The following is a 17,743-nucleotide window of genomic DNA, read 5'->3' as shown; positions in this document are numbered from 1 at the left end:
TCCTAAAAGCTAGAACAAGGAGACTATCTCCGACTTGCAACATTGCATGATGAAGCAAACCTGAACATTTTTCAAATCAACATCACCCTTCGCTCGTTCCCAAAGCCACTAGACTGTCCAAAATTTTGACGGGAACGCGGGCCTGAGCGAACAAATGGCAAGGGGCACCTGATACGACATTTTCCAGCGGTAAACGATTCAAAAACATAGACTTCGCAAGCGCCTGATTGGGGGTGAGTAGAGGAAAACCCCATTTTCTCAAGGCAAAGACGATTTCATCTTCAGAGACGGGCGTACCCTGAATCGAGACCAGCGAAAATTGGTCTGTGCGCTTGATAGCTCGCACCTTGAACTTTCCGCCCGGAAGTTCGCCATGCGGAGCGCGCCCCGCCACTAGAGCCACCCAGGTGTCGCTTGGCTCTAGGACTTCTATCTTGCGCGGACTCAGAAAGGCCAGGACCTCAACGCGGGAGGTCTTTGGCAACATATCCCAGATTTGGATCTCGTCGACTTTCCAGTTTGTGAGCCTTTCTACGTCGCGGGTGAAGGTCTCAGGCTGGCACGACAAATACACGATTCCCGCGAGATCTTTGGAGTTCAGCCATTCAACAACTTCAGTGGACATGCCTTGTCTTCCTGGATTGGTGATGGCTGTCGAGCCCGCCACATCAGACCAATTGGGCGGCTGAGAATCGTCGTGTATTGCGAAGTCCGCTTCGATCTTCAACGCCTCTGCGTTGCGACGTGCGGCGAGGACGCTGCTTTCGACCGCGTCAAAACCCCTCACTCGCCCTTCGGGACTGACTAACGAAAGGCCGTGCGTACCGATTCCGCAATAGAGGTCGAGCAGATCGCCCGACTCAACGCGTTCGCGAATGGCTTCGTGAATCGCCTCCAACACGTAGGTATTGAGCTGGAAGAACGCGTCGGCTGGCAGCTCAAACGACTTATCTCGGACCTGAGCCTCAAGCACTGGAGCCGAGGAGTTTGAAGGATGCACCACCGACGCCGACGACACCACTTGATGAAGTGACCATTTGGTAGGCAGCTCTGAAAGGGCCACCCTGAAAGGTTCGGTTTCTTCGGACGAGAAGTCTCGCTTACCACTAAGTGTAACAACACCCTCTCTCAGATACCGAACGTCTATGAACTTCAGCCCGTCGAGTCCTTTGACTAAAGGTCGAATCGCATTGATAGCGGCCTCAACATTTTGGTCATGCACGAGGCATGTTTCGATCGGGACAAAGTCTCGAGACCCTCGACTGTAGAATCCAAGTTGACCACGTTTCACCACCATTTTGGCGCGGTTTCGATAGCCAAGGCGGGGACCCGCACCCAAAATCTCAGTGGGGACTTCCAGATCGTGAGTCTCAAAGAGCGGCCTCAATTCCTCGAGGACGCGGGCGTGGTCGTCATCATCGTCGAGTTCAAAATTTGGGCATCCATCGCAGATCGGACGGTTAGGGCATTGAATCATATTCAGGGTCCATCAGTTTCGAGAACTGAATTTAATGGAGGGTCGTTCAACTAATTTGTCTGGTGGAGTCGTTTTTTGGGTTGGCTCCAAAACCAACGAATACACAGGTTCTTCAAAGTCTGAGAGCAAGGTCAGGGGCCAAAGCACTCCAAAAGAACATAGACAGAGCGCCAGATATTTGGGGCTTATCGGCTCGTCCGGGCGCAAAGTTAGAGATTTGGTCTGATACCCTTCTTTTATCGCCTTAACCTCAAACTCAGACCACACCATGACCTGAGCGTTGATTTTCACGGGCGATTTCCCAAGGCTCTTGGTCTCATCCAAGACGACTTCGGCCCCAGGAGGGTCCGTCACCACGTAGGTAGTCGACGAACACCCAAGCATGGTGAGTGTTCCGAGCAGGCTCAAGGCACCGAGCTTCATGCCGTCTTCTTTTCGTAGACCAGCATGGGCTTTTCTTTCTTCATCACCACTTCTTCGGTGATCACGCACTCTCGAACGCCCTGAAGGCTCGGTATTTCGTACATGATATCGAGCATCACCTCTTCGATGATTGCCCTGAGACCACGCGCTCCTGTCTTTCTCTTGATGGCTTCTCGAACGATCGCAAGCATGGCCTCTTGATTGATTCGGAGCTTAACGCCCTCGATTTCAAAAAGCTTCTGGTACTGCTTTACGAGGCTGTTCTTAGGTTGCCAGAGGATGTTGACCAACATGTCTTCGTCGAGCTCATCGAAGGTCACAATCACAGGGAATCGGCCCACAAACTCAGGGATCAATCCGAACTTGGTGAGATCGGTAGGCTTGACCTGGTGCAAAAGCGCGTTGGTATTCTCTTTTTTGGGCGCTACGTCAGCCCCAAACCCCATGCGGCTCTCGCCCATCCTGCGGCTGATGACGTCGGTCAGACCCTGAAACGAGCCGCTGCAGATGAAGAGAATATTGGTGGTATCAACCTGAATAAACTCCTGTTGTGGCCGGTTTCTTGAGCCTTCTGGAGTGATCATCACCTTGCTGGATTCGACCATCTTCAGAAGGGCTTGCTGAACGCCTTCGCCACCAACGTCTCTGGTGGACGACGGGCCGTCTCCGCGTTTCGCAATCTTGTCGATCTCGTCAATGCAAACGATTCCACGGCTAGCACGCTCCACATCGCGGTCGGCAGCGAGCCAGAGATTCTTAATCACGTTTTCTACGTCTTCGCCCACGTAGCCTGCTTCGGTGAGCGAGGTCGCGTCAGCGATCGTAAACGGCACGTCGAGCATCTTGGCAAGAGTCTGAGCCATCAAGGTCTTTCCGCTACCGGTAGGTCCGATGAGCAGGATGTTTCCTTTGGTAAGCTCGACATCGGCGTCTTCGTCCTCTTCGACTTCCTCATCAGCCTTGGCTGCCAAAATCCGCTTGTAGTGATTGTAGACAGCCACAGAGAGCGCACGCTTAGCCAACTCTTGGCCCACGATATGTTCATCGAGGAAGGCCTTGATCTTTTTGGGCCGCATATCCTCGATACCGCGTGTCTTTCCCGGCTCACGATGTTTATCTTCTTCGATAATTTCGCGGCAAAGCGAGACACACTCGTCGCAGATATGGACTTTAGGTCCAGCGATGAGCTTCTTGACGTCTCGCGCCTCCTTTCCACAGAAGGAGCAGCGAACTTTGCTATTTGGGTCGGTTGTTTTCATTAAGTGCACCAGAGAAGGAAACTACTACATATCATCAAGCAAGCCGGGCCGAAAATTCCTTCGTTTTTCTTCCCTCTCCAAATCTTCCTGTGCTTCAACAGTTAGACGTGCGAGCGGATTAACCCGAAGCCTCTTTTCGGAGAGGGGCTCTCCGGTGGCTTCACATACTCCATACTCGCCTTGCTCGATTCGGCGCAAGGCCTCATCGATCTCGAGGAGTTCTTTGCGCTCTCTTTCCCTCATGATCATCGCCTGGGCGGACTCTTGTTCGAGCCCAGTGGTATCAAGCGAATCTCTGATTCCGGCGTCACTTGCTTGGATCTCGATGAGTTCGTTTTGGGCGTTAAGCTGTCGCTTAACGAGCGCGGCGCGCCTTTCCAAAAGTTTCCCTTCCATCTCCTTCAAGAATTCATCACTTAGCATGGCTCACTCGCCTTCTGTTTCGGCGCATGAACATGAACACGCCGAAGAGAAGGACAAGTGGTGATGCGCTAGAATCAACCGCGGTGCAACCGGAATCGTCTGAGTCGCCGCCGGTTGAAGGCCCGTCGGAGTTGTTATCTCCTCCGTTCGAGTTGTTGTTATCGTTGTTTCCGGGCTCATTGTTGGAACCCACCGGATTATTGACGCCGTTGGTATTGTTGGCGCCGTTGGTGTTGACGTTATTCGAGCCACCACCATTGGTGTTGTTGGCGTTGTTGGTCGCACCATTGGTGTTGTTGATATTATTGGTTGGCGCGCCATCGCAGCCCGAGAAGTCGAACGTACACTCGGAGCTACACGCAACCGTACCGGTTCCAAAATCAGCCGCTTCGCACGTCGCATCATTGATATCGGCGCCATCGCATTCTTCGGGGCCTTCAATGGTTCCGTTGCCGCACGGGGTGCTCGATTCAACGCCTGGGTGCGAGAGATAGTCGCCCGCAGCTCCGTCCGTCCACGTTCCCTCAGGATCGCCGAGCTCCTCACCATTTGAGTAACCATCACCATCTGCGTCTAGATTGTAGAAATCAGCCCAATCAAAAGTACCGTCGTCGAAGGCATCCTCCACTTGCACACCAAACGCATTTCGCGCTCCGCCACCTGCTGGTGAAACGTGGCACGTGGCACAATTGTTCTCCAGCCCGTTAGGAACCAGATTCTGGCGCCCTGCACGAGCGTCGGCCAAATCGTGGACTGACATCAATCCAATTACACAAACTACGCCCAAAATATTCTTCATCTTCAACCTTCGGAAAATGCCCAAATCAAGAGGGCAATTGGTATGCTCGCTATTACAAAGAGAATGGATATGATTGCTATTGCCAAACCATAAATCAAGACTGGGTTTGTGTTTTCCAGTGTTTTCAGGTCTTTTTTAACGACGACCTTGGAACGCGCCAGCGGGTCAGTCTCAGCCTGGAAGTACCGGAACACAAGATCCACGTTTTTTCGGTTCGCCTTGATAAAGATATCGGCCACGTCACCCGCCACAGGCACATAGCCCGCGAGAAAGTCTACGGTGAGGTTTGCGGCCATTTGCAATAGAAGGGCTTTCGGGACGCGAAGTTTTGCCGCTTCCCAGAGGATAAATGAGGAGACCACCCATGTGACCCAATCTCCACCGCCCGGAATCAAGCCGATAATGGGGTCGAGACCCACCCTGACTTTGAGAACGGGGACCTTGAATTGGTCGTCCATCAAACGTGCGAGTCGGTCTAGGCGTGCCAGGGAGCGCTCAACTCGGTCGGGCGCAAGGACCATTTCAGACATAATTACATATCCGCATCTACGTCCCCCATGTCGACTTCCATGTCGACTTGCATATCCGGCATTCCCATATCTGCGCCCATATCTGGATCAGGGTCCGGATTGTTGGTGGGCGCGGCGTCACAATCGAGAGACGTAAATGTCCCGTCCGATGAGAGCACTACGCCTACTTCGGGCGTTCCGGAATCGCGGAAACACCATAAGGCGATTGGAGTGTTGGCGGGATCACCATTGGCATCGAAATCAAGGGGACCTGAGGCCCCCTGGTAGTCGATAGTTCCTTCCTGCGAGAGGGTCTGGAACCCCAATTGGATCGCGGTTTGAGAGCCTTCTATGGACTGACCGTTGGCGTCTGAGATTCTGGACATTCCTTCGGCGATGCCTGTGCCGGTAAACCCGCCGGCCGCAGCGCCAAAGGCTACTGCGATTAACGCATCGTACGCATTCGCCACAAACTGGAGCTGCGCCGGGTCTTGTCCGTCGAATCTCGAGCGGTATTTCGTAGAGAAGTTCAAAAAAGGCGTGTAGCCCGCCTCGCCCACATTTTGTGGAGCGACGCCCAAAATCCTTCCTTCGAGGTCAGAGCTTGTTCGCATGGCCTCTTCGTTGTTCTTTGCGGCGTCAGCGAAGAAGTACTTCTTACCCGGGTAGATTCGGTCGATTTCTTCGGCGATATCCCAGGCCTCGGAGGCTCCGAGAAGCACGATCAAATCTGGTTCAGGCAAAGACGATAGCTGCCCTACGATCCACTCCTGCCAGTTCGTGGGGTACACGCGCGCAATATAGCTCTCTGAGGCAACGAGCTCGGAGCCAAGCCCACTGTTCAAGGTCTCTTGGAGGCCGACCCCATACGTGTCTTGTTCAAGGTGGAACGACCATACGACGGGGCGTTCCACGGCATCGAGTTTATCGATCTCGCTCGAAACGACCTGTGCAAGAGCTTGTCCCTGGAGGTTATCACTGGGGCATGTGCGCCATACCAGGTTGTTGTCGGCAAGCGTAGTGATGGATGCCGCAGTCCCGGAAGGCGTGACCAGTACCGTGTTTCCAGGAATTGTGTGCTCGTTGGCTACGTCGATGGTTTGTCTGGAGAAATCTGGACCGATGATGGCAGCAACTTTGGCCCGATTGACCAGATGTTCGGCGCCTTGTAGCGCGACGTCATCAAGCCCCTCGGTATCGCAAACGACCAAGCCGATGGGGCGGCCAAGCACGCCTCCGCCGGAATTGATATCGGATTGCGCGACCTCAATCGCGTTGACGAGTGGAATTCCGAACCCTGCTTCATCACCCGAAGTAGGCAGGAGGACCCCAATATTAAAAGCATTGCCGGCATCGACCGGACCGATGACACGCTGACACGGCCCCCCGAGTAATCCTGCGGGCGCAGCGGTCTGGCAGATACCGGCGTCACAAGAAACACCGGCACCAAACTTAGCTTCGCAATCTTCGCTCGTCGTGCACTCATCGAAGTCGACAAGCAGCGTACAACTACTCAAACACACGATCCCCAAGAGGGTTAAACCGATTTTGATATCCTTCATGTCCCCTTCATAACCCAAACCCTAACGAACTCCAACCATTTAGCTCCAAATTAGATTTGAGCCAGTGACCATTTGAGTTCGTCTTTTAGAGTGTCGATTTCGCGATTGAGTACTTGTTGATCGGCGGCACCGAGCACAACGCCATGCAATCCAACAAAGGTGAGGTCGATCTCCCAGTAGGGCTCGTCGGACTGGCCGCGCCGAAGCTGCACGTCGAGCTCAATGGGTTCTTGGTGGATGGTGGAGCGCCCCATCACGTACAAAAAGAGATAGACGAAAAGTGGAATAACCAGAATAAAGAGGGGCACGAGCGCGAGAATGAACATCACGCTGCCGCGCTCAAAGCGCATACGTTCAGCCGACGAATCCACGATCTTGTAGCCAAAAGACTGGAAAAGACGGGTGACCTGATCCTTGATGGCCTGCGGTGATTGCGCGCCGTAGACGCGAATCTGCCTCATGAACATGGTCTTAGACGGGTCGCAAAACGCCTCATCAGAGGCCTCTACACGCAACGACTCCAAACCGGTTTGGGGGCGCAACGCGAGCGCATGCTCTCGAAGGCTTGAGGGAGGCGCAGGAATAGCCCGCGGCCTCGCTATCTCCATGGGATGCTCAATGGCCGTGACGGACCCGTCGTGGCCAAATTCGTCCACCTGGCGTGGCTTAGGCTCGGGTTCTTCCTGTCTCCAAATGGGCTTGAGAGCGGGCTTGGACTCGTCGACTCCCGGAACAAAATACTCCAAGACGCCTTCTTCATTGAGGTCCAACTCCAAAACACCGTTATGGGCCGCTTGCTCCAAGAAGTTCCGGACAGCATCGTGTGGGATACCTAGGGCATACGCCAACATAGGCGTACGGAACCGGTTGACGTTCTCTTCGTACGCCATCCTCAATACGTGCCACTCGAATTCCTCGTATGTCATCTGGTTAAACCTTCTGGAGCTCGACTCGGAATGCTCGACGCTCAGCGAACATAACCAAGTTCTGCTGCGCATCCATTCCCAAGTTTATGCCTCTTGGATGCCGCAATCAATCGCCGGAGTTCATTTCGCTGCGAAAGTCTCTTTCTTTGGACTGCCTGAAGAGTTTACGTTCCAAAACCTCGATGAGCTCTAGCGTGGTTTGGCGCTCCAGGGCGGAGATCGGTACGGCATCCCACTGATTGGCAAACGCCCGAGCCAGTCTGGGGTCGACCTTGTCCATCTTGTTGAAGACCAGAATCTGCTCTTTTTTACCGATCCCGATTTCTTCCAGGATCTTATTGACGGAACGAATGCGGTCCTCGCAAGTTTCTTCAGCCATATCCACGACGTGCAACAAGAGATCGGCGTCTTCGAGCTCCTCGAGCGTGGCCTTGAATGCAGCCACAAGATCCTGTGGGAGGTCGTGAATGAAACCCACCGTATCGGTGAGTACGAGTTCACGCTCATCAGGAAATCGGAGGCGGCGAGAGGTCGGAACGAGCGTCGCAAAGAGTTTGTCTTCGCTCAGAACCTGCGAGTTGGTGAGTTGGTTTAAGAGGGTGGACTTTCCCGCGTTGGTGTATCCAACGATGCCGACCACGGGGACATCACTCTTGGTTCGCCTCGAGCGCCTCAACTGGCGCTGACCTGAGAGCTTTTCGATATCGTTTTGCAATTGCCGAATGCGATCGTTGGCACGGCGACGATTGATCTCGAGTTTTGTCTCACCCGGCCCTCTACCGCCGATTCCACCGGTCAGTCGGCTCATCCCGGTATTCTTGGAGGAGAGACGCGGCAGATTGTACTTGAGCTGGGCGAGTTCAACCTGAAGCTTTCCGTCAGCCGTAGTCGCGTGCTGAGCAAAGATATCGAGGATCAACTGAGTACGGTCGATAACCTTGAGCTCCGTCTCGTTGGTGATCGCTCGCATCTGGCCCGGATGAAGGTCCTGCCCAAAAATCAATAGGTCCACGTCGAGTTGAAGTGCCCGAAGGTTGATCTCTTCGATCTTCCCGTGTCCAACCGCGTACTTCGGATGGATCTGAGAGCGCTTTTGCACCACGGTTTCCACCACGTGAACACCGGCCGTACGGCAGAGTTCCTGCATCTCGGCGAGTTCCACTTCGAGGTGGCGCATGTTCGGGGTGGCCACCAGAATGAGCATGGCCGGTTGGCCCGCGACCTTGACCGTATCCTCTGCTTTTTTCTGAAATTCCGCCTCGAGTTCGAGGATGAAATGTTCGAAATCAACGTCGACTTCAGCGGGGTTCGGAAACTTATCGAGCTGGTAGATCTGCCCGTCGGGATTGTCGGGGACGAGATACGCAAACGCAGTCTCTGCGGGGTAGCCTCCGGGCCCCACCGCGACCGAGATCACGGCATCAAGTCTAAGCTTGGAGAGGTCCGTAATATCCTCGGCGCTCAGCTCCACCTTGCGCGTAGGCGTGATGAATGTCCGGATAAGGCGAAGCCCACGAAACCTTCCGGCACCGACGCGAGCGCGGCCGATATCTGGGAGGTAAACACGTTGAGCATCACCTACAGCGAGGTGTTCTACCTGCCCATTTCGATTCACGAGCGCAGCGATGACTCGGTTGGTCTCTCGCGTAAAGAGGGTGAGCTCCGACGCAAACTCCTGAGAGACGGCACGAGCTGTAGGGATTTTTCGTTTGTAGAATTTTTCTAGAGATTTGATCTGGCTAGCTTTGAGCTTACTCAGATCCCCAAATATCTTAGCGATAGTCTTGCCTCATCACGGACAGTCGGGGTGTTTTGTACCTGCTTTTTCAAAATACTCACAGGTCTTTTCTTTGTCGCCGATCTTGGAATAGGCGACACCCATCAGGCGGTAACAGCGGGCATTTTTGATGGGCTTACACTCGTCGATCACGGCTTGCCAATCGCCACCCTTGAAGGCTTCTTGAGCGCGTTCGATACGGGCATCCCTCTCTTCCGGAGTCATTCCCTTCTTAACGGGAGGCCTCTTAACCGCGTTGGATGGAGACGACTTCTGGGCTACGGCCACAGGTTCTGCCGGCTCTGCTGCCTCGATCTTCGACCGAAGCGCCGCGGCGGCCTGGTTTTCCGAGTCAAAAAGCAGGACCTCTTCCACAAGACCCATGGCTTCTTCAGAATCGCCCTCTTCGTGTGCAGCTTCAGCCTGAGCGAGGACTTGCTCAATGGATTTCTCCACAAGACCCTCCTCTTTGAGCAAGCCATAGATAATAGAGTCCTCTGGAGGAATGCTCTTGAGCCGCTTGAGAGCGTCTACATAGCGCTTATCCTCAAACGAGGCCCGGCTTTCCTTAAGGGCTTCTTCAAGCGGTTTTTCACGACGCGCCTGGCTTAAGAGGTCTGAAATCTTAGTCTTTTCTTCTGGGCTTGGGCTCAGGGTGTCCCTGGCGAGTTCCAGAATGGCGATTGAGCGGTCAGCGTTTCCTTGGTTCAGCTCTTCGACTGCCTTGTCGAGTTGAGGTTGAACGGAGGATTTTGGCGCGTCTTCTGCGGCGGGTTCTGCCTGAACCGCAACGGGCTCTTCACCTTCCGACTTGGTCGAATTCATCTGGGTCAGGGCGTAACCGGCTACCGCCAGTGCACCGATGACCGCGAATCCAAGCACGCCGATCAAAAGATTCTTATTTCCACCCTTTGGCGGAGCAATATCATCATCGTCGGGGATGACGGCCTGAGGCGTGAAGACGTAGTTTTCATTCGGCTCAACGAATCTGAACTTCACATGGCCAAGCTCAATGATATCGCCGCGTTTGAGGTGAACAGCCTTATACTCTTCGCCAGAGACCTTGATGCCATTCTTGCTGTTCAGGTCGACGATTTTATAGGTGCCGCTGGTTTCGCGAACGATCTTGGCATGGGATTGTGAGACGGACCTGTGGTCGACGATGATATCGCACTCATCACCGCGGCCGATCACCATCTCTTTGTTGGTGAGCGGAAACTCTTGCCCTGCGAAATTCGAGGATACGACGACGATTTTCGCGGGGGCTGCCGGGATAATCTCGGTGCCCTGAGAGGCGCGTTTCTCGAGATCTTCGGTCCGTGTGATCTGCGTGGGCTGATTCGAAAATCCCCCGCCCGAGGGTTTCGGGAAGGAGGCTGGCGGCGGAGCGCCATTGAATTTCGGAAGCTCAGGCTTGGCTTCCGGAGGCGCGTCACCTTGCAAGGTCAAGCGATAATCACCGATCAGGAATACATCCCCGATGGCGAAGTCAGCTTTGCCCGCAATTTTCTCGCCATTCTTTCGAATCCCATAACGGGCTGAAAGTTCTTCCACCACGATCGAATTATCGCTGGCCCTAACCAGCTTCGCGTGGCGTCTGGAGACGTTTCTTTCGGTCAGCCGGATGGTATTACCTTCCTGACGCCCGATGGAAATTTCATCTCGGATGACTGGGACGACGGTCTTATTACCTTCGTCATCCTCTATCACGAGCTTGAACATGCACTGACCTTACGCACAATTCCGAGCCACAAGGATAGTCTACCCAACTGAAGACGCAACCCTGAACGGAATTTTCCATACATTCCTATCACAGAAATTCTAAGTTCATCAATTTAATGCGCGCCTACAACTTCATATCGAACTTCGGAACGGTATGTTCGTCCCAAAGCCAGGCGTAGATCCAATAGGTCTGGAGCACACGTTTGGTGTAATTTCTGGTCTGGCCAAACGGGATATCCTCCACAAAGAGATCGAGATCCTCGGACTCTTTTTCCTTGAGCCACCTGCCCACATTGCCCATTCCTCCGTTATATCCAGCGATCATGAGCACGGGGTGATCGTCGACTTGAGACGAGAGTTCGGAGAGATAACGCGTTCCGAGACGGATATTGGTCTTCGAGTCGAAGAGGATACGCGGCTCGAATCCCTTGAGCGCATCGAGTTTCGCCATCCTTTCCGCAGTGGAGTCCATGAGTTGCAGAAGGCCCTTTGCGTTTGCCCAGCTCTCAATTCCAGGCGAAAACCCTGACTCCTCGCGCATGATCGCCCAGACGAGCGCTGCAGGGATCTCTCGTTTCTTAGCCCAGAGTCTCACATCTTCTTCGAACGGGGCGGGGAACCCAATCTGCCATCTGAGAGCGTTCTCGTCCGGGTAGTGCGTCATCCACCCATCGATCCGCCGACGTGCGATATCATGGGAGTAGGTGTAGGCGGCGGCCTTGTGCATGAGTAGTGCTACCTGCCAGAGATCGGTCTTCGCCTTTGTGAGTTCCTGAAACTCCAGCTTGGCCAACGAGTCGATGCCCTGTCTTACAAACGCCATGCCTCGCCTAAACCGTAAATCTGCTTCAAGCTCCGCGGACGTCTCAACCGCCTCACCTTTGGTGGGCTTTGGCTCAAACTCGATTCCAGCGCCGTTCAACCGGTTGAGCGCCATGAGCGCGTAATAGGACATCGGGTACTGCTCAATCACGGCGAGGTAGGCTTGTTCTGCGGCTCCCTTAACCTTTCCGGCCTTGAGCTCCAGCGCCCTGGCCCTGAAATAGGCCATGCGTCCCATCGAGTAGAGGTCTTGCTCTCCCGTCTCCTTGAGCGAGTCGATGTAGGCGACGATCTCTTTGTACTTTTTGGCCGCGAAGAGTGGTCGAATCTTCAACCAATGGGCGTCCGAGACCATGTCTCCGTCTGGCCAGCTCCTGACCTGTTTTTCGAGTAGACTCTCCGCTTTCTTGTCGTCGTTGGCCGAACGGTGGATCCGTGCCGAAAAATAAGCGGCATCGTCGGCGTACGAGTGATTCGGAAACTCGGTCCAGATCCGTTCGAAGACTTCAAGCGCGGCCTTCGTATCTCCGGCGTTCCAGTGGCCTTTGCCGCCAAGGTAAAGCGCCCTCAGATACCAATTCCCAACCCCTTTGCATTTCTTGATCACGGTAGTGTACGGCGCCACACTCTCGGCGTGCTTCCTGAGTTTCGTGAGGCTATGTGCGACCAGGAAGTTAGCTTCGCACCAGGCGTCGCTGCCTGTCTTGAACTTTGGGAGCTCCTTTCCGAGGCCATCGACGACCTCCTGGCTTTGATGAGCGTCGTAGACAGCGTTCCAATATCGTAGTTGGCCAGCGGGAGAGCTGAGTTCATCAAGATGAGCTTTTGCGTCTTTGCTTTTGGACTTTTTGAGTGCGGTCAGGGCGGCTTGACGATGCGACGACCGAGGAAAATCGCGCGCGATTCTGTACCATTGTTCGTTGACCAATTCTGACGAAACCGACTTAAGCCCTGTGACCAAAACTCGGGCATCCAACGCTGTAGATCGCGTAGGGTAGCGGTCAGCAAATTTTACCAGTTCTTGTGAGGCGGCTTTCTCATCCGAGTTGAGCAAGGCGAGCGCAGCGATTCTTTGAGCTTCGGTGCCAGGGATCGAGTCTTTATCGACGCGCAATGCCATCTTTCGCGCCTTTTCAAACTCCTTGAGGTTCAGAGCGGACTCGGCCCCAAATCTAAGCGCATAGTCCGCGAAAAGCCCGTTTGTCAGGCCTTCGAATTCGGCGAGGGCTTGGGCATGTCGCCCGGCTTCGTAGTGGGCCCAAGCTCGCGAGAACTCGACCTCGCCGGTCTCTTGTTTGGTCTCTTGGTTGCTCTCCGGCCCAAATCTCGAGATCACTCGAAATTTGGTTTCATCACCCGCATTTACAAGGGATGCATCGGGTGTTTGAGCCGTCGCCCAGAGAGGAAAGAGGACGAGCGCGGAAATTATCCAAATCTTCATAGGTACTCCAGACGTCCATGTCTTGACCTGATCTTTCAGTCTTCAGGGTGCCAGCACCGTGCAAACTCCTATTTCAGTTTGGTCGGGTGCAAACTGATTACAGAAAGTACCTGCGGTACAATCATTATTCCCCTGGCCTAATCTGCAGAGTCGCTGACAGCGACGCCCTTGGAAGGATGGGAAACAGCCGACAGCATCCGCGTTACATGCGGTGCCTTCGGCAGCACAAGGCTGGCCTTCGGTGCGCATGTTATCTCGGCGGCACACACCGAAGTCCTCGGCGAACGGAATACAATGACCTTCGTCACAATCCGTGCCGGATTGAAGCGCGAACCTGAACGGTCTGCATGATTGCTCACAACGCCCACGGTCGGGATTGTTCGGATTCGGAACACAAAGCCCGCCTGCGCCACACGAGAAACCCTGTAGAGGATCGCATGAGTCTCCGATCTGAATGCCCGGCGTGGTCGGCGTGCAGATCCCTCCTGGATCTTCACTTCCAAACGCGAGGCAGCCGAGGTCTGCTGCGCCACATGAGCTACCGGGCACACACTCGGTTAGGCAAACTCCAAACTCGTCTTCTCCGAATGCACAGCGGCTGTTGGGAAATGGACACGTGGAATCAGGGTCCGGATCGGTTCGGTCGCAAAGCCCGTAACACTTCGGAGCTTCACCGCTGAACGAGGCGCAGTATAAGCCGTTATTGAACGAGCCTTCGGTATTGCACGGCTGATTCTGTTCAGTACAGATATTAGGATTGAAGTCCTCGCAAACACACTCGGTGTTGCAAAACGTCCCATCGGCGCAGCCGTTTGGACAACATTCTTCGCACCCTTCATTGGTACGACCGTTACAGTTGTCATCCTCTTGGGTACTGCAATCTTCCGGGGCTCCGGGGTTGATTGCCGGATTGCTGTCGTTGCAGTCCTGAGGGCCGTTGCACTCTCCAATTCCGAAACCGTCACCATCGCGGTCTACACACTCGCCGGCGGGAATACAGCGCCCGGCCACGCAAGAGTCACAGCGCTGGTCCACAAGGATTGGCCCATCAGGCGAATCCACGCAAATCTCGAGAGTTTGGGAGTCGAGGCACCGCGCCTCTCCGACCACGCAGGCTGGCATATCGGGCGGCATATCCGGGCGATTATTCGGTGGATTGTTCTGATTATTGTCGTTGTTATCGTTGTTGTCGTTGTTCAGATTATTGCCGGGAATGTTGTTCCCGGGCGATTCCCCTGGGATGGCTAGCGGCGCACAACGCCTGTCAAAACAAGTCAACCCATCGGCGCAATCATTGGTCTGATAACAAACTTGGCCGGCCTGTTGCTGCCCGGGTTCAATTTGTACTCCACACGCCGCAGCGAAGAGCACCACGATTCCAACACCTAAACGAGTCCACATAGACGTCTCACAATCACAAGAGCGGTTCGAATGTTTCTATCTGATCATTGGACCATTCGCAAAACTAAGACAAGAAAACAATTGAGTCCGAGCCATGCTTAGGGGTATCAGGAGCGCATGAACCGGAACTTATATACCATCCTGATTTGCGTAGCTGCCGTCTCAGCGTGCGGCGAAGAGCGAAACGACCCCGGGCCCGAACTGAGCGTGATCGTCGAGGAGTTCAGCGCAGCGCAATGTGAGCGAATCTTTGAGTGTTGTGACACGGCCGAAAGGCAGACCTTGTTCTCCGCTGAGATAGAAGAGGCGGCGTGCCCCGGGCAGCTGACCTCGTTTTTCTCTGCGTTTGCAACTCCTGCATGGGAGAGTGCCTTGAGCCGGGGTTCCATAAGGGTTGAGGCAGACGCGCAGGATGGCTGTCTCGAGGCCTTGCGGGCGCGCAATTGCGCGGAGCTTTCGCCTGGTCAGGCCGCATCTATCATGACGATCCCGGCCTGCCGAGACTTCCTGGCCCCGCAGCTCGCCACGAGTTCGTTTTGCCGCGAGGACTTTGAGTGTGTTTCGGGGTTCTGTGCGCGAGCGCCGGGTGCTGAGGAAGGCTCGTGCAAGCTTGTCCCTCAAGCAGGTTCTCCTTGTGAAGAGTCGAGTTGCGGCAACGGTTCTGGGTTGTACTGCGAGGCGGAAGCGTGTACGCCTCAGCGCCCAAGTGGTGAACCCTGCACCCGCAATGACGAATGCGTTAGCCAAAACTGTGTTTCAGACGCAAATGGCGCGCGAGTTTGCGGACAAGCACCGGTGACGTGTCAAGGAGATTAGCGTGGACATTCCGCGTAGTAAAAAAGACTTCGAGGCGGCGCTAAGCAAGCTTAAGCGAGAGTTTGAAGGCCAAAAAGACAACCCCGGATCCTACCAATCCGAGAAGAATGAGCGCTGCTTCGAGTGCATGTTCACGAGTTCAAGCCGCGACTCCTACCGGTGCACCTATTGCACCGAAGTGGTCGAATGCACGGGATGCACCCATTGCCATTCGAGCTCAAGACTTTCCAATTCGTCGTATTGCCAACATTCAGCATTCCTGAGTGGCTGCTCTTACGTCAACCTCTCAACCCATTGTCATGATTGTGTTTTTTGCTTTGGGTGTGTAGGTCTCGTGAAGAAGGAGTTCCATATTCTGAACCAACCTTTCAAAAAAGACGTCTATTTCAAGATCGTGAAGGAGTTGGAACCGGTATTTGGACTGAAGGGACGCGGATGAAATTTGAGAATGTGGGCGTCGAGTCGGTGGCGCATATCGAGGCACCGATTCGGGTGGAATCCGAGCTGCTTGAAGCTGGGTTCGCACAAACATTGACAAGACTTGGTCATAAACAGGGGTTGATCCGTTCGCTGACCGGAGTAGTGGCTCGGCGGTTCTTCCCCGAAGGCCAGGAGTCAAGTCACGCTGCCACCGACGCCGGACGCCGTGCGATGGAGCTCGCCCGAGTCCAAGCCCATGATATCGACGTATTGATCAGCACGTCTGTCTCGAAGGACTATATCGAACCGAGTATCGCGAGTACGGTTCATGCGAATCTTGGCCTTGGGCCGGCATGCCTTAATTTCGATATCTCGAACGCGTGCCTTGCATTCCTAAACGCGATGGAAGTCGCGGCGATGATGATCGAGCGCGGAAGTGCTCGCCGAGCCCTGATCGTGGTGGGTGAGTCGAGCCGTCTTCCGGTCGAGACCACCGTTCAGTGGTTGGCGCAGCCAAATGTGGGCGAAAAAGAACTACGCGATAATTTTGCGACCCTGACGCTCGGAAGCGGTGCCTCAGCGATGGTGCTCTCCCATGCCAATCTCTGCCGTACTCCACATCGCTTCACCGGCGGGGTGAGCCTGAGCGCATCCAATCAAAACCACCTCTGCCGCGGTCAGCGCGATCATATGGTCACCGATGCCCCTGGCCTGCTCAAGGCGGGCGTTGAGCTCGCGGGCCAGACGTTTAGCGCCGCACAACGCGAACTCGGATGGACTCAGACTAATCTCAACCATCTGATGATGCACCAGGTTGGGTCTGCCCACTTAAGATCCGTGCTCTCGCGGCTTGGCCTCCCCCAAGAAGAGGCCCATTTAAGCTACCCTGAGTATGGAAATATGGGACCAGCATCCATTCCGTTTACCCTCTCGCAGGCGGCGAGTAGCGGGCACCTTAAGGTTGGCGATCGCATTGCCCTGATGGGGATTGGCAGCGGTCTAAATTGCTCGATGATGGAGATTCGATGGTGAGTGCAGAGCGAGTGGCGGCGCAAGATTGGCGCGATCTTTATCCTTTTGAGTCCAATTTTCTGGAGCTGGACGGTGCGAAGCTACACTTTGTGGACGAGGGCCCAAAAGATGCGCCTGTGCTTTTGTTTGTGCACGGGAACCCGACCTGGTCCTTCTACTGGCGCGAGCTAATCCTGGCGTTTCGCGGCGAGTTCAGATGTGTGGCCATCGACCATATTGGGTGCGGGCTCTCGGAAAAACCCGAAGACTATCCCTACACACTTGCGCGGCGAATCGAGGATTTAGAATCCCTTTCGGAACACCTGTCGTTGGATCGGATCACCATGGTCGTCCACGATTGGGGCGGAGCGATCGGGATGGGGTTTGCGACGCGTCACCCTGAGAAAATCGAGCGAAACATCGTGTTCAATACGGCGGCTTTTCGTTCGTCCTCGATGCCTTTCTCCATTGCATTGTGCAGGGTTCCGGGCTTTGGCCCCCTCGCTGTACGTGGACTAAACGCCTTTGCACGCGTCGCACAATTCCGGGCGATCTACGATCGGAGCAACCTGATCCCTCCGGTCAGCAACGGGTACCTCGCACCCTATGATTCTTGGGAAAATCGTGTGGCAATTCAACGTTTTGTCGAGGACATCCCAATGTCCGAGAGCCATCCTTCATACACGACACTCTTGGAGGTGGAAAACGGCCTCGAACGCCTTTTGGATAAACCGATGCTCATCGTTTGGGGCGACGACGATTTTTGCTTTCACCCGGAGTTCAGGAAGGAGTGGGAGCGGCGATTCCCCGCAGCGGAAGTGCATGCCCTCAAAGACGCCGGGCATTATGTTGTAGAAGACGCGACAGACAAAATCGTCCAATGGATGAAAACATTCTTGAGTTCAGCGAAATAATTTGGTTTTCTTTTAAAAAAAGACTTGACCGCAACACACTC

General features: G+C 54.5%; 16 protein-coding genes. 4 read left to right on the top strand and 12 right to left on the bottom strand.

Features of this window, described 5'->3' with window-relative positions:
• Positions 1-82: 82 nt before the first annotated feature.
• From FRD01_RS17760 to FRD01_RS17705, 12 genes are all read right to left on the bottom strand, one after another.
• Positions 83-1,477 carry a class I SAM-dependent RNA methyltransferase gene (locus FRD01_RS17760; RefSeq protein ID WP_146962022.1) on the bottom strand — a complete coding sequence of 465 codons (1,395 nt, stop codon included), beginning with the start codon at positions 1,475-1,477 and terminating at the stop codon, positions 83-85.
• Positions 1,478-1,489: 12 nt separating this feature from the next.
• Positions 1,490-1,900 (bottom strand): peptidase associated/transthyretin-like domain-containing protein, encoded by a 411-nt coding sequence (locus FRD01_RS17755; protein ID WP_146962020.1) that lies wholly within the window; start codon positions 1,898-1,900, stop codon positions 1,490-1,492.
• The gene (gene clpX / locus FRD01_RS17750; protein WP_146962018.1) at positions 1,897-3,159 is read right to left on the bottom strand and encodes an ATP-dependent Clp protease ATP-binding subunit ClpX; all 1,263 of its coding nucleotides are present in this window, start codon (positions 3,157-3,159) and stop codon (positions 1,897-1,899) included. The genes FRD01_RS17755 and clpX overlap by 4 nt, the downstream gene beginning before the upstream one ends.
• Before the next feature lie 24 nt (positions 3,160-3,183).
• Complete coding sequence (locus FRD01_RS17745) at positions 3,184-3,582, bottom strand: TraR/DksA family transcriptional regulator (protein ID WP_146962016.1); 399 nt, start codon at positions 3,580-3,582, stop codon at positions 3,184-3,186.
• Entirely contained in the window at positions 3,572-4,381 is an 810-nt protein-coding gene (locus FRD01_RS17740; RefSeq protein WP_146962014.1) for a hypothetical protein, read from the bottom strand. The genes FRD01_RS17745 and FRD01_RS17740 overlap by 11 nt, the downstream gene beginning before the upstream one ends.
• Positions 4,382-4,383: 2 nt before the next feature.
• Positions 4,384-4,911: a DUF4112 domain-containing protein gene (locus FRD01_RS17735; RefSeq protein WP_146962012.1), complete on the bottom strand. Its 528-nt coding sequence runs from the start codon at positions 4,909-4,911 to the stop codon at positions 4,384-4,386.
• A gap of 2 nt (positions 4,912-4,913) precedes the next feature.
• Positions 4,914-6,452 carry an ABC transporter substrate-binding protein gene (locus FRD01_RS17730; RefSeq protein ID WP_146962010.1) on the bottom strand — a complete coding sequence of 513 codons (1,539 nt, stop codon included), beginning with the start codon at positions 6,450-6,452 and terminating at the stop codon, positions 4,914-4,916.
• A 50-nt stretch (positions 6,453-6,502) separates the two neighbouring features.
• Positions 6,503-7,378 (bottom strand): hypothetical protein, encoded by an 876-nt coding sequence (locus FRD01_RS17725; protein ID WP_146962008.1) that lies wholly within the window; start codon positions 7,376-7,378, stop codon positions 6,503-6,505.
• Positions 7,379-7,484: 106 nt separating this feature from the next.
• Complete coding sequence (gene hflX / locus FRD01_RS17720) at positions 7,485-8,993, bottom strand: GTPase HflX (protein WP_146962006.1); 1,509 nt, start codon at positions 8,991-8,993, stop codon at positions 7,485-7,487.
• Positions 8,994-9,170: 177 nt separating this feature from the next.
• Entirely contained in the window at positions 9,171-10,877 is a 1,707-nt protein-coding gene (locus FRD01_RS17715; RefSeq protein WP_146962004.1) for an FHA domain-containing protein, read from the bottom strand.
• Positions 10,878-11,001: 124 nt separating this feature from the next.
• Positions 11,002-13,140: a lytic transglycosylase domain-containing protein gene (locus tag FRD01_RS17710; RefSeq protein ID WP_146962002.1), complete on the bottom strand. Its 2,139-nt coding sequence runs from the start codon at positions 13,138-13,140 to the stop codon at positions 11,002-11,004.
• A gap of 42 nt (positions 13,141-13,182) precedes the next feature.
• Positions 13,183-14,541: a putative metal-binding motif-containing protein gene (locus FRD01_RS17705; protein ID WP_249755717.1), complete on the bottom strand. Its 1,359-nt coding sequence runs from the start codon at positions 14,539-14,541 to the stop codon at positions 13,183-13,185.
• A 117-nt stretch (positions 14,542-14,658) separates the two neighbouring features.
• Here FRD01_RS17705 and FRD01_RS17700 point away from each other — a divergent pair, with 117 nt between their 5' ends.
• Genes FRD01_RS17700 through FRD01_RS17685 form a run of 4 tightly spaced genes read left to right on the top strand, consistent with a single transcriptional unit; the run spans position 14,659 to position 17,702 of the window.
• Positions 14,659-15,357, top strand: a complete 699-nt coding sequence (locus tag FRD01_RS17700; RefSeq protein ID WP_146962000.1) for a hypothetical protein — start codon at positions 14,659-14,661, stop codon at positions 15,355-15,357.
• 1 nt (position 15,358) lies between these two features.
• Entirely contained in the window at positions 15,359-15,796 is a 438-nt protein-coding gene (locus FRD01_RS17695; RefSeq protein WP_146961998.1) for a caib/baif family protein, read from the top strand.
• Entirely contained in the window at positions 15,793-16,809 is a 1,017-nt protein-coding gene (locus FRD01_RS17690; protein WP_146961996.1) for a 3-oxoacyl-ACP synthase III, read from the top strand. The genes FRD01_RS17695 and FRD01_RS17690 overlap by 4 nt, the downstream gene beginning before the upstream one ends.
• On the top strand, positions 16,803-17,702 hold the full coding sequence (locus tag FRD01_RS17685; RefSeq protein ID WP_146961994.1) for an alpha/beta fold hydrolase: 900 nt from the start codon (positions 16,803-16,805) through the stop codon (positions 17,700-17,702). Before FRD01_RS17690 ends, FRD01_RS17685 begins: the two co-directional genes overlap by 7 nt.
• Positions 17,703-17,743 lie beyond the last annotated feature (41 nt).

Origin of the sequence: Microvenator marinus (assembly GCF_007993755.1) — a bacterium.
In the GTDB taxonomy this organism is placed as follows: domain Bacteria; phylum Myxococcota_A; class Bradymonadia; order Bradymonadales; family Bradymonadaceae; genus Allomicrovenator; species Allomicrovenator marinus.
This window is presented reverse-complemented; position numbering and strand designations above follow the sequence as displayed.

What these genes read in the sequence shown, in the direction of transcription:
- FRD01_RS17705 (WP_249755717.1), bottom strand. Translation starts at nt 14,541, where the DNA reads ATGTGGACTCGTTTAGGTGTTGGAATCGTGGTGCTCTTCGCTGCGGCG.
- FRD01_RS17755 (WP_146962020.1), bottom strand. Translation starts at nt 1,900, where the DNA reads ATGAAGCTCGGTGCCTTGAGCCTGCTCGGAACACTCACCATGCTTGGG.
- clpX (WP_146962018.1), bottom strand. Translation starts at nt 3,159, where the DNA reads ATGAAAACAACCGACCCAAATAGCAAAGTTCGCTGCTCCTTCTGTGGA.
- FRD01_RS17685 (WP_146961994.1), top strand. Translation starts at nt 16,803, where the DNA reads ATGGTGAGTGCAGAGCGAGTGGCGGCGCAAGATTGGCGCGATCTTTAT.
- FRD01_RS17760 (WP_146962022.1), bottom strand. Translation starts at nt 1,477, where the DNA reads ATGATTCAATGCCCTAACCGTCCGATCTGCGATGGATGCCCAAATTTT.
- FRD01_RS17690 (WP_146961996.1), top strand. Translation starts at nt 15,793, where the DNA reads ATGAAATTTGAGAATGTGGGCGTCGAGTCGGTGGCGCATATCGAGGCA.
- FRD01_RS17735 (WP_146962012.1), bottom strand. Translation starts at nt 4,911, where the DNA reads ATGTCTGAAATGGTCCTTGCGCCCGACCGAGTTGAGCGCTCCCTGGCA.
- FRD01_RS17710 (WP_146962002.1), bottom strand. Translation starts at nt 13,140, where the DNA reads ATGAAGATTTGGATAATTTCCGCGCTCGTCCTCTTTCCTCTCTGGGCG.
- FRD01_RS17725 (WP_146962008.1), bottom strand. Translation starts at nt 7,378, where the DNA reads ATGACATACGAGGAATTCGAGTGGCACGTATTGAGGATGGCGTACGAA.
- FRD01_RS17730 (WP_146962010.1), bottom strand. Translation starts at nt 6,452, where the DNA reads ATGAAGGATATCAAAATCGGTTTAACCCTCTTGGGGATCGTGTGTTTG.
- FRD01_RS17715 (WP_146962004.1), bottom strand. Translation starts at nt 10,877, where the DNA reads ATGTTCAAGCTCGTGATAGAGGATGACGAAGGTAATAAGACCGTCGTC.
- FRD01_RS17700 (WP_146962000.1), top strand. Translation starts at nt 14,659, where the DNA reads ATGAACCGGAACTTATATACCATCCTGATTTGCGTAGCTGCCGTCTCA.
- FRD01_RS17740 (WP_146962014.1), bottom strand. Translation starts at nt 4,381, where the DNA reads ATGAAGAATATTTTGGGCGTAGTTTGTGTAATTGGATTGATGTCAGTC.
- FRD01_RS17745 (WP_146962016.1), bottom strand. Translation starts at nt 3,582, where the DNA reads ATGCTAAGTGATGAATTCTTGAAGGAGATGGAAGGGAAACTTTTGGAA.